Genomic DNA, 391 nt, shown 5'->3' on the forward strand with positions numbered 1-391 from the left:
TTCCAGCATCTGACGACCTTGCACAACGGGATCTGCCAGTTGATCGACGCCGACGAGACCAAACGCCTTGGTGAACTCGGAAGAAGGTAGATGAGCGTCTGCCTGCCTGAGCTCATTGATACCCACCAGCACCTTGGTTATTGACCTCGCCTGCTCAAGGGTCAAGCCCATTTGCAACGCTGCCTCCAAGTGCTTGACCGAACCGGCCTTCATGCCCTTGGGGGTCGGCGCGAGCACTGACAAGGAGTCTCCATCCAAGGACTCTACCGTCACCCTGGCAAGATCTTTGGCCAGTTCGAGCACACCGGTATTTTCCAGAGCCCGGAAACGGTGAATACGACGGAAAATCTCATCCAGAGCGTGATGCGAACCAAATAGCTGTTTCCCGGTT

1 protein-coding gene is annotated in these 391 nt (G+C 55.8%); it reads right to left on the reverse strand.

From position 1 onward, the window contains the following. Positions 1-391: hypothetical protein (locus KMS84_RS39285; protein ID WP_256921423.1), on the reverse strand; the 391-nt coding region annotated here is incomplete at both ends.

It is taken from the genome of Streptomyces hilarionis, assembly GCF_024539675.1.
Taxonomy (GTDB): domain Bacteria; phylum Actinomycetota; class Actinomycetes; order Streptomycetales; family Streptomycetaceae; genus Streptomyces; species Streptomyces hilarionis.